Source organism: Mesorhizobium tamadayense (genome assembly GCF_003863365.1).
Taxonomy (GTDB): Bacteria; Pseudomonadota; Alphaproteobacteria; order Rhizobiales; family Rhizobiaceae; genus Mesorhizobium; species Mesorhizobium tamadayense.
The window spans coordinates 44,231-52,957 of sequence record NZ_RQXT01000049.1 but is presented as its reverse complement, the minus strand read 5'-3'; the positions used below and the strand labels follow the sequence as shown (position 1 = coordinate 52,957).

Genomic DNA, 8,727 nt, shown 5'->3' with positions numbered 1-8,727 from the left:
GTTCGGGTCTCCACCTCACTCAACGACGCGCCGCTTAGGTTACGTGGGCGACGGCCTCCCTGCCCGGTTTCTAGGGCTCGGCGCGATAAGCTTCGACGCTGACAGTCGACTTCTGCCGTTTGCATCGTCGTCCTGCAGCAGGGATGGCGTGACTTCGTCACCTGACCTACGGCAGCGGCGCACCCAGCCGAGCCCGGGCCACGCTGGCCAACAGCACAGGCCGATGCTCGGCGCTGTGAGTTCGCACAGCCAAAGTCCATTTACCCCTATCCATTGGTTGATGATCCCGCGAGCACGAACGGACATGCCGTGGCGGTCCCCGTTGCCTGGTTCGATGGCGTTCGGATCGATGAATCGCTGGAACAAAACACCGGATCGGACCGGGCTGCGGTATGAAGTCCCCAGACGACGAGCAAGAGATGAGCCGCCCATAGAGCCGGCGCAAGCAACGATGACAGAACCGTTGCGAACCGCATAGTTAATCCCTCTCGTATGAACTTAGGGCGACAGCGCCTTTCTAAATTAGGCATCAGCCGCCTTTGACGTGAGGCGAAGCCCCGATGGTCTAGGAATAGCTCGATCTCGTAACCGACAAACGCCACCGGCCGCCGGAGCCTGTTTCCAGCTTGTTTCAATCGCGGCGCCACGCTGACGGAAGTCTTGCCCAGCACGTAAAGCGCATGCTTTGCAGGGTCTCCACAAGGCGCCCCCGCCCCCCGCCTTTGCGCCAAATCCGGATTCACCATCAACAGTCGAACGTGCGCCTTGAACCTCGCGTCAGATACTCCGCTGCCACCGCGCCTCTAACGACTCCTGATGTGAATGTTGAATTTGCCTAAGGGAAGCAGGCGGTGGGTGCAGTCCAGCTCACCGATGTCATGGCGCAGGTGTGGCGGAAGTTTCGCAATGACACCCTCGTATCGGGCAGCCGCGCGACTGTCGCTGACGCGCTTGATCACGTGCCGCAGCGAGTTTGAGATCGCCTCCAGCAGTGGCCTTAACGGATCGACAAGTTGGGGGTCACGCTCCATTTGAACTCTCCAAAAACGCAGCCGATCATGCTGCGACTGGCGTCCTAAAACTCGGTCATCTGTTACTTGCGTCACAGCCGAACAATACTGGCAGCTGGCCGCCACTAGCGCGTCGGACGTTTGTCCTATATTTTTCTCAGCTGCGTCCAATCGGGACCGCGCGGGGTTTGGTCCGTGGCAAACTTAGATGTGATTCTGGCCGCAGTGCAGCGCATTCACAGTGCGCCGATCACCGCCGACGGATGGACATCGGCGCTGTCATCTGTTGCCACTGCTACCTGCAGCGAAAACACTTTCCTGGTCAGCGGCCGCCCCTCCAAGGCGGACGCAGCCGTAATTGGCTTCGGAACCGAACCTGAGAATCTAGCCCGCTTTGCAGCGGTTGTCCGCGAGGGGAGATTGCCTCGCTGGATGAACCGCGTGCCAACCCTTGTGCCTCAAACCAGTTCGGCAATAGTGCCGGACCGCGAGTTCGCTCGGTCGGATTTCTATAATCTGGTGCCTCGGCCTGGAGCGCGCCCCTGAGGGTGGATTCTATGGCGTGGTGACGCCCCTCCAACGCTCCAGCCGTCTGCAGGTTTTCTTTGTAGCAGGGCGCAGATTAGGTCGGGAGGACTACGAAGAAACGGACATTTCAGTCGTCCGCATTCTTTCCCAGCATCTCACAGCTGCGTTGCAGGTGGCCGAACGGATTGCCGACGCTGAACTGCTTGTCTCAGGGATATGCTCGGCACTGGACCGACCCAACGCCGGGGTCATTCTGGTCGATGCCACCGGCAAAATTCTCTTCGCGAACCGCAGGGCGGACGCCACATTGACGGCATGTGACGGATTGCTGTGCGAAGGACCCGTGCTTGCCCATCCAATCCGCGCGCTTCAGGTGACTTGCGACGCCGGATCGCCGCGTGCGCCGATAGTGCACATATGGCCCGTGACTGGGGCGGAAGCTTGGAGGTCCCGCGGAAAGAAGGCCGCGGATCGCTTCGCGTGTACGTTGCACCTCTTCGGTTCGAGGAAATCCATCGGGACATCGACCCGTTGGCCAATGTCTACCCAAGGGTAATCGTCATTGCGTTTGACCCCGATGATGAGGTGCAAGCCAGGCGGGACAATTTCCGTCGTAAGTTCGGCTTCACCCGACCAGAAGCCGCTGTGGCCATGGAAATTCTCAAAGGCGACGGCCGCGAGGCAGCAGCGGAACGGCTTGGCGTAACGGCCGTGACCGTGCGGACACATCTCACGCACATTTTCGAAAAGGCTGGGGTTCACCGCCAAGCCGAACTTGTTCGCCGACTGCTGGAGTGCGCGAGCGCTGACTAAAGTAGTGTCGTCTTGCCATGCTTCAGATTTCTCGAGGGTTCGGCACGGTCGCGCGCCCAGCCTGCCGCACCACGCTCGACGGCCGGCCATGAGGAGGTCCCGACCTGTGAACTAGGTTGTCGGTCGGGCGCGCCCGAAACGGGTCCCACAAAGCCACCCCCACCCCCGCTACCGACAAACGCCGGGGGCGTGCCCGGGGGGCCACGATGGCAGATTGCCAATGCGCTCCTATCGGCGCTTCTCTGAACCGGACACTCGCACCACGGCCGGATGGCCTTCAGGTGGCCCTGACAACAACTGAACAGCCGCGGAATGCGACCTTTCCTTTTTGGCGGACGCGAGGGCTCTCAGGAGCGTACGCGACGTCGCATGGCATCGGTTCACGGGATCAGGCCCGCGCCAGCTAGAAAGGTGCGGACTGCTATGCGAATCTCCTTCACCCGTCCGACCAAAAGATGTCCGCCTGTGTCGTAGACGACCAGCTTGGCACCGGGGATCCTGGCCGCTGCGAACTCAGCTGCCGGCAGCGTGTTGAACAGGTCGTCACGCGCGGAGATGAATATTGTCGGCGCAGTTATTTGTTCCAGCGGCAGCTCATGTAGCTCGGGAGCGCTGTCGATATTGACACCGGGCAAGCGCAGCGACAGCGGTTCAACGCCCCTGACGAAGCTCATGACGCGGCTCCTCTCGGCCTGGGGCGCAGCCGCTACCAGCGCCGGTCGAACGCCTAGAAAGCGAATGAGTATCGACGGTGCGATATTCTCGGCGGCCCACCAAGCGAAATCGCCTCCAGCACTGACGGCCCAGAATGCGAACTTGTTGCCGCGGCTCACATCGATCGCAACCGGACTGGTGGGCGAATAAAGAGCTGGGACGATCAGAATGAGGGCGGCGACCTTGTCAGGGTGCCGGAGTGTCAGCTCGACCGCTGAACGGGCGCCGGCCGAAACACCGACAACCACCGCTTTGGGAACATTCAGTTTAGAAAGCAATGCCGCGTGCGCGTCGCCCTGCGCGGCTGGAGAGGAGTCTCGCGGAATGGGTGTGCGCAGATAGCCGAAGCGCGACGGCGCGATGACCCGAAAACCCCCACCCACAAGATCGGCAGCAAGGGCAAGGCCTTGGTCAAAGCCGCCGCCGGCGCCGTGGATCGACAGCAGCGGAATGCCCGCACCGCTGTCGGCGTATTCGATCGGGCCGATGTCGAGGGTGGCGACCAGACTGCCTCGGCTGACGGCGTCACGGAGCCGACCAAGCTCGTTCGTGTAAAGGAAGAAAGCCAAACCGATCGTGGTCGCTATGGCGATGAACATGACCAGCAGGAAACCGCCAATTCGGGCCATTGCGAAAGCTCCTCCAAGGGATGAGCGAATATTGACCTGCCTGACTTGGGGCCGCCCCCCTTCCCCGCGCTTGGGTAAACCGCCCACGGGCGATCAGCTTACGCTCTGCAGAATACAGGATCCCCCGCCTCAGTCCCATTTCTTGATCGTGCCCATGATGCGGGCATTGTGTGCCCCAATCCGCGCTGCGGTCATTGCCGGATGCACATCACCCTCGAAACGTTCACACCGTATGCAGAGACGTGCCTCGGCCTCGCCCGGCACCGTGTCACCCAGCCGCAACAGCGGCAAGCGTAAGGCTCGATTGGCCCGCCCGGGCTATGCCTTGTCATCTCGGGGCTCGGCCGCCGGCGGTCGGCGTCATACCATTTTCCGTCATGTCGGGAACCCTCAAACCCCCTGTGCGATCCGGATGGGGAGCTTCAGATCTATCAGCCGGGCCTGCACGAGGGAGAGCGTGAGTTGATCTCTTGCATCGACCCACCGGCTGTCGTCGTTGGCGACGTCACCCTCGCAGAATACCAGATGGGGCTCATCGCTCCCGCACCTGAGTTTTGGGCCAAGATCCAACTTCTGCAGCAGGCGGTAGGCTCTGGCGCACGGACCGGTCTCGAGATCGAAGCGGGTTTCCCAGAACCATCCTCCGACCGGATCGTCGTAGTTTTCCGGGCCGATCCCGTGCTCTTCCCAGATGGCGTGAATTTCGGGTTCGGTGCGGTGTCCGACGTCCTCGCTGGTGAAGAACTCGCGCCAGGTTGGCGGCGGTGGACAGAAGGCCCAAGGGCCGATTGTGAGAAGGTAGCCCTGGTCTCCCCCTTCATACCAGTACATGGTCTGCGCCACCTCCGCAGGTGAGGCAAGCAGGCGCTGCCCAGTCCTGCGAATGAAGGATTGCGCATCCTTTGTGAATGCCGCCGTGAGCAGACCGCCCGCGCCGATCAGAAAACCTCGTCTTGTCAGCATGAAAATGCCCTCCGTCGTTTCGCACACATCTGGAGGGCTGCCGACCTACTGTTGCCCATTGAGGGCCACATCGTCTTCACCACCGTTGCCGGTCAAGGCTGGTTGGCGGGGCCGGAGCCCTCTCTGGATGCAGCGCGGTATCTAGCAGTGCGGCTGCCGTCCGGCAAGGTAGAACAGCACGCCAGTAGGGCCGCTGAAATCGAGGAGATCGGCCTTCACGTTTCTAATGTGTATGCGAGGTGTCAGTCGGCGGCGTCCTTGGTTTCAGGCCGAAAGCTCGGATTACGTGCGGCATGACTTTGGGAGCCCGTTCTCGCCGCTCCAGATCGTACAGCCTGCCAGAGATCGAACTCGCGAATTCTTCCGGTTCGATCCTCGTCATGCTGGACCAACCTCCGGTAATTTCGTCGCTGGGAACCGGAAACGGGCGTAGGCCGTCATTTATGAACGGCGTTGCTCGATGCACAGCCGCGAGGCGATAGAGACCCGCAGCCACGTGGCCGAATACGCTCAAGCCTTCATCGTCTTGCCGGTCGATAAGTTCCCTGAGCCAGTCGAGATAGAACTCCACAGCACTCTTGGTGGTGAAGCCAGAGTGGCAATTTGAGACGATCTCAGCGTCATTGGCATCGAATCCGTGACGCAGTGGCATGATGAGCAAGCAAACTCTTGGATCGCCGAGCGCGAGCAGCCCGCCAAACAACGCCGCCGGATTGCGCGGAATGGCTTTCGTGATCATGGTCACCACATCTTTGGGCCGGCTCATCGGGTCGCCATCGATTAACGGCGCAAGGCTGACGTAGTCTATGGTCGCGGTCGAAACGATCCCGATATCATCGTCGAGGATCATGAACGGCGTGAACGCCGCCGCAGTCCAGCCGCCAAGTCCCGTCACTATTACCTTGACGTGCTCAAAAACTTCCTTTCGTCTGGATGTTGGTGCAGGCAAGAAGAATTCATTGTAGAGGCGCGTGAGGCTTGGCAATTCTGAGCCATCACTAAAGATGCCGTGGCGCATGATTTCGCATGTCACGATATCGTCAAAAGTTTGCAGGCTCTTGAACCGCGTTTCGGCGTCATGGTTTTTGATAATCTCCATGAACGCTTGAGGGTCTTCTTGGAGAAGCATTGAGCGGTGGGCTTAGTAGGTGAAGGTCTTGCCGGCCCGCTGCATTGCAGTGACCGTGTTCCAGTAAGCCTGCTGGGATGCAATTTGCCGTTGCGCTGAAGCCTGCTCCTTCATGACCCGCGTCTGGTCCTGCCCAACCCGGCAATTGACAAAGGCGTCTGTGCCGGGCCGAGCGCCGTAGCTGCGGCAGGTTTGATCATCGCGAGCGGCGAGTTCTTCCGTTGACATGCAGCCGGTGATTGCAAGGCTTGCGGCAAGTCCGGCGATAGTCAGGCGAAATTTCATTTAGATTGTCCCGGTTTTTTGAGCAGCCATCGTCCGGAATTGGGAGGCCCTACAATCTACTCCGCCCCCTTTAATTCATTGAAAATAACTGCCGATGAAACTCAGTATGAGACGGATTGATCGGCTGAGCCAATACGAGCCTCGTCCATGCTCTGCTGGCAGGCAATTAGCGAGCCGACGGCCCGTTTAGTGTAAGCAAGACTGTACCGTCCCATTGAGTTTCCATAGAATGAAATTCCGAAAGCATCCTTAAGGGCGAAGTCGACAATGAATGCTTGAGTTAAGCTGAAGAAAAGAGACCCATCGTCTGTGGCATAGCCAGTCAAGGTCGCTGCACGTCCATCAAGCTCTAGGGTGACGGCGTACTTCCCGCCTTTGAAGAAGTCATCCTTCCAGAGGTTATTGCTAACTAATAGCCCGGCGGTGCCATCATTCTTGGCCGAAATGCCGATAAAAGTACCACCATCGAAGTCTGCCCCTGCAACGCACACACCTGAGTTCTTACTGACCGTGATAGCCCAGTTTCCGATATTTTCCCATTTTATTTGCTGGTCCGGGTCGGCACCAGCATTTGCGGTTGCCGGGATAAGTATCGCCAGTGCGGCGATCAGGATGTTTCTCATTTTGTTTGTCCCTTCGGTCCCCGCGATTCATGGATAACTTGTAGCGGCCTCAGCCCGCGAGACCGCCGGCAAGCACGTGCTATAGCGGACGGGCTCAGGTCCGTCGTTAGCGCCGAGTTCGGGAATTTGTCTCGCCGTCCATTTCTCGTTGGCCTGTCAATCGGGGCGTGTGGCGCTTGGCTGATGTCCTTGTGCCAGCAAAGCCTTCAAATTGTCCGACGGACTCATGTCGGCCTACACTAGATTGCCCGTGGCGGGTGCGCTCTATCCGCAACCTCGGCGCTGAAGAAAACTGCGTAACGGTCTGGACCCACATATCGCCGACCTCAGACGTCCAAGCCAGCAACGGGCAGACATCACGGCTTTGGCGGATCACCAACGCCATTTTGCCGGGGTCTGGTCTTGCTACTGGTGCCAATTTGCGCAAACCTCAGACCGGTTATCCGGTGGATGTCTAATTAGCCTAATTACCTGAAACTGGGAGGAGCGAAGTGTTAGGCGGGCCCATCACGGTTCTGATGGTCAATGAGTATCCTGACTACATTGATGCACAAGTATGGGCTGCTGAGCTGAAAACCCGTGTGCCGCAGTTGGAGTTCAGGCTTTGGCCAGACGCCGGGAACAAAAGTGACATAGATATTGTGCTGATCGACAAGGGCGCCAGTCCTGGCTTTTTTGAACCCATGACGGGGCTAAACGCTGTCGTCTATTTGGGAGCCGGTGTCGAGGGTATTGATCTTCAGAGTTTTCCCAAGAGTGTTCCGCTCATCAGGCTCGCAACTCGTGAGCAGGCTTCGGAAGTGGTGCAGTACATCGTCCTTCGCGTTCTCTGCCAGCAACGGCATGTTGCAGATTACATGAGTCTGCAAGCCCGAAAGTTTTGGAATCCGATCGCGCCGCGGAAGATCTCCGGGACAAGAATTGTTGTGCTGGGCGCGGGCCGTATCGGTGGCTGGGCCGCAAAGCTGTTTGCAGACTTGGGGTACGACACGGCAGTCTGGTCTCGTCGTCAAAAGACGCTTCCTGGTATACATAGTTACTTTTGCCGTGCCCAGCTTGCGGACGCACTCACAAGTCGGGACTACGTTATCTGTTCACTTCCCCTGACTGGTGACACTCGTGGGATACTGAACTCCAGTGCCTTTGGAAAAATGAAGCGAGGTGCCTACCTTGTGAATGTCGGCAGGGGCGCGCATGTCAACGAAGCCGACCTGATCCGCGCTCTCGACGAAGGTCAGCTTTCTGGTGCCTGTCTTGACGTGTTTGAGCGTGAACCGCTGGAGGCTTCATCGCCGTTGTGGACTCATCCCAGGGTGACCATCACACCTCATGTCGCGAGCTTCTGGGTGGATTCTGGAATCGACCAGGTCGCCGATCTCTGCGGTCAAGTCGCAAGAGGAGAGCCTCTGTCCAACAAGATCGACCTCGAACGGGGTTATTGAATCGAAGTAGTGTCTTTACCCACTTTAGCAGGTTCCGATCTTCATGAAGCGCGGACATTAGCGCGTGCGTCACCCAGCTAATGCATCATCAGCGTGCGCATGCTTTCAAAGAGCGCCAAGCGAGAACCTTTCCGTCCACCACGGCGAGCGCGGCAACGGAAATTCATAGCCAGTCCACGCGCCGGCACGTTGGCGACGCGGACGGCGGTGACCTGCTGACGCATCGACATGCCTGCCTCCTCGGAGGCCTGCCGCTGTGAGGGCCGATCAAAAGTGTCGCCACCGACACTTTTGGTGTCACCGCCCCGGCCATCGAACTCCTTCAGCAGTTCACCGGCCCGCTTGATCGCCCGCGCCTTCAGCCCCGCATCGAGAGCAGGATGGCCTGCATGTGCTCTTCCAGGTCGAGTTCGCCCCGTGCCTCAACGGTCAACAGGTATTCGACCTTGGCCCGGCGGTCGCCTCGGCTGATCGCAGGAAAGGAGCAGACGGCCAGCAACGCCTCCTCTTCAATCTGGTCTGCCTCTTTCGGTCGTGGCTGCTGCTCCCCGCTCGATGAACAACCCTGTGGAGCGCGTCATAGGCGGTCCC

10 protein-coding genes and 1 riboswitch are annotated in these 8,727 nt (G+C 59.2%); of the genes, 2 read left to right on the top strand and 8 right to left on the bottom strand.

The features are described 5' to 3' along the window. Positions 1 to 803: 803 nt before the first annotated feature. Positions 804 to 1,031, bottom strand: a complete 228-nt coding sequence (locus EH240_RS29145) for a hypothetical protein (RefSeq protein WP_125005056.1) — start codon at positions 1,029 to 1,031, stop codon at positions 804 to 806. A 1,038-nt stretch (positions 1,032 to 2,069) separates the two neighbouring features. Between EH240_RS29145 and EH240_RS29140 the strand changes: the two genes are divergently transcribed. Next, positions 2,070 to 2,351, top strand: coding sequence for a helix-turn-helix transcriptional regulator (locus EH240_RS29140; RefSeq protein WP_245436465.1), 282 nt, complete (start codon positions 2,070 to 2,072; stop codon positions 2,349 to 2,351). A gap of 380 nt (positions 2,352 to 2,731) precedes the next feature. Here EH240_RS29140 and EH240_RS29135 read toward each other — a convergent pair whose 3' ends face one another. The 5 genes from EH240_RS29135 to EH240_RS29115 form a co-directional block, all read right to left on the bottom strand. After that, the gene (locus tag EH240_RS29135; protein WP_125005054.1) at positions 2,732 to 3,694 is read right to left on the bottom strand and encodes an alpha/beta fold hydrolase; all 963 of its coding nucleotides are present in this window, start codon (positions 3,692 to 3,694) and stop codon (positions 2,732 to 2,734) included. Between the two features lie 390 nt (positions 3,695 to 4,084). Then, a complete protein-coding gene (locus EH240_RS29130) occupies positions 4,085 to 4,657 on the bottom strand; it encodes a hypothetical protein (RefSeq protein WP_125005053.1) in 573 nt (190 codons plus the stop codon). 37 nt (positions 4,658 to 4,694) lie between these two features. Then, positions 4,695 to 4,793, bottom strand: a riboswitch (SAM-I-IV-variant riboswitch). A gap of 87 nt (positions 4,794 to 4,880) precedes the next feature. Beyond that, positions 4,881 to 5,756 carry a hypothetical protein gene (locus tag EH240_RS29125; RefSeq protein WP_125005051.1) on the bottom strand — a complete coding sequence of 292 codons (876 nt, stop codon included), beginning with the start codon at positions 5,754 to 5,756 and terminating at the stop codon, positions 4,881 to 4,883. A gap of 42 nt (positions 5,757 to 5,798) precedes the next feature. Continuing rightward, positions 5,799 to 6,071, bottom strand: coding sequence for a hypothetical protein (locus EH240_RS29120; RefSeq protein ID WP_125005049.1), 273 nt, complete (start codon positions 6,069 to 6,071; stop codon positions 5,799 to 5,801). A 101-nt stretch (positions 6,072 to 6,172) separates the two neighbouring features. After that, the gene (locus tag EH240_RS29115) at positions 6,173 to 6,694 is read right to left on the bottom strand and encodes a hypothetical protein (protein WP_125005047.1); all 522 of its coding nucleotides are present in this window, start codon (positions 6,692 to 6,694) and stop codon (positions 6,173 to 6,175) included. A gap of 491 nt (positions 6,695 to 7,185) precedes the next feature. Here EH240_RS29115 and EH240_RS29110 point away from each other — a divergent pair, with 491 nt between their 5' ends. Further along, positions 7,186 to 8,136: a 2-hydroxyacid dehydrogenase gene (locus tag EH240_RS29110; protein WP_125005045.1), complete on the top strand. Its 951-nt coding sequence runs from the start codon at positions 7,186 to 7,188 to the stop codon at positions 8,134 to 8,136. A gap of 77 nt (positions 8,137 to 8,213) precedes the next feature. Here EH240_RS29110 and EH240_RS38210 read toward each other — a convergent pair whose 3' ends face one another. Both EH240_RS38210 and EH240_RS38205 read right to left on the bottom strand, forming a co-directional pair. Beyond that, on the bottom strand, positions 8,214 to 8,366 hold the full coding sequence (locus tag EH240_RS38210; RefSeq protein WP_167484205.1) for a hypothetical protein: 153 nt from the start codon (positions 8,364 to 8,366) through the stop codon (positions 8,214 to 8,216). Positions 8,367 to 8,494: 128 nt separating this feature from the next. Beyond that, the gene (locus EH240_RS38205; protein WP_167484204.1) at positions 8,495 to 8,635 is read right to left on the bottom strand and encodes a hypothetical protein; all 141 of its coding nucleotides are present in this window, start codon (positions 8,633 to 8,635) and stop codon (positions 8,495 to 8,497) included. Between the last annotated feature and the right edge of the window lie 92 nt (positions 8,636 to 8,727).

Excerpts from the sequence above, each read along its gene's own strand:
- EH240_RS38210 (WP_167484205.1), bottom strand. The coding sequence starts at position 8,366 with ATGTCGATGCGTCAGCAGGTCACCGCCGTCCGCGTCGCCAACGTGCCG.
- EH240_RS29130 (WP_125005053.1), bottom strand. The coding sequence starts at position 4,657 with ATGCTGACAAGACGAGGTTTTCTGATCGGCGCGGGCGGTCTGCTCACG.
- EH240_RS29125 (WP_125005051.1), bottom strand. The coding sequence starts at position 5,756 with ATGGAGATTATCAAAAACCATGACGCCGAAACGCGGTTCAAGAGCCTG.
- EH240_RS29120 (WP_125005049.1), bottom strand. The coding sequence starts at position 6,071 with ATGAAATTTCGCCTGACTATCGCCGGACTTGCCGCAAGCCTTGCAATC.
- EH240_RS29115 (WP_125005047.1), bottom strand. The coding sequence starts at position 6,694 with ATGAGAAACATCCTGATCGCCGCACTGGCGATACTTATCCCGGCAACC.
- EH240_RS29145 (WP_125005056.1), bottom strand. The coding sequence starts at position 1,031 with ATGGAGCGTGACCCCCAACTTGTCGATCCGTTAAGGCCACTGCTGGAG.
- EH240_RS29135 (WP_125005054.1), bottom strand. The coding sequence starts at position 3,694 with ATGGCCCGAATTGGCGGTTTCCTGCTGGTCATGTTCATCGCCATAGCG.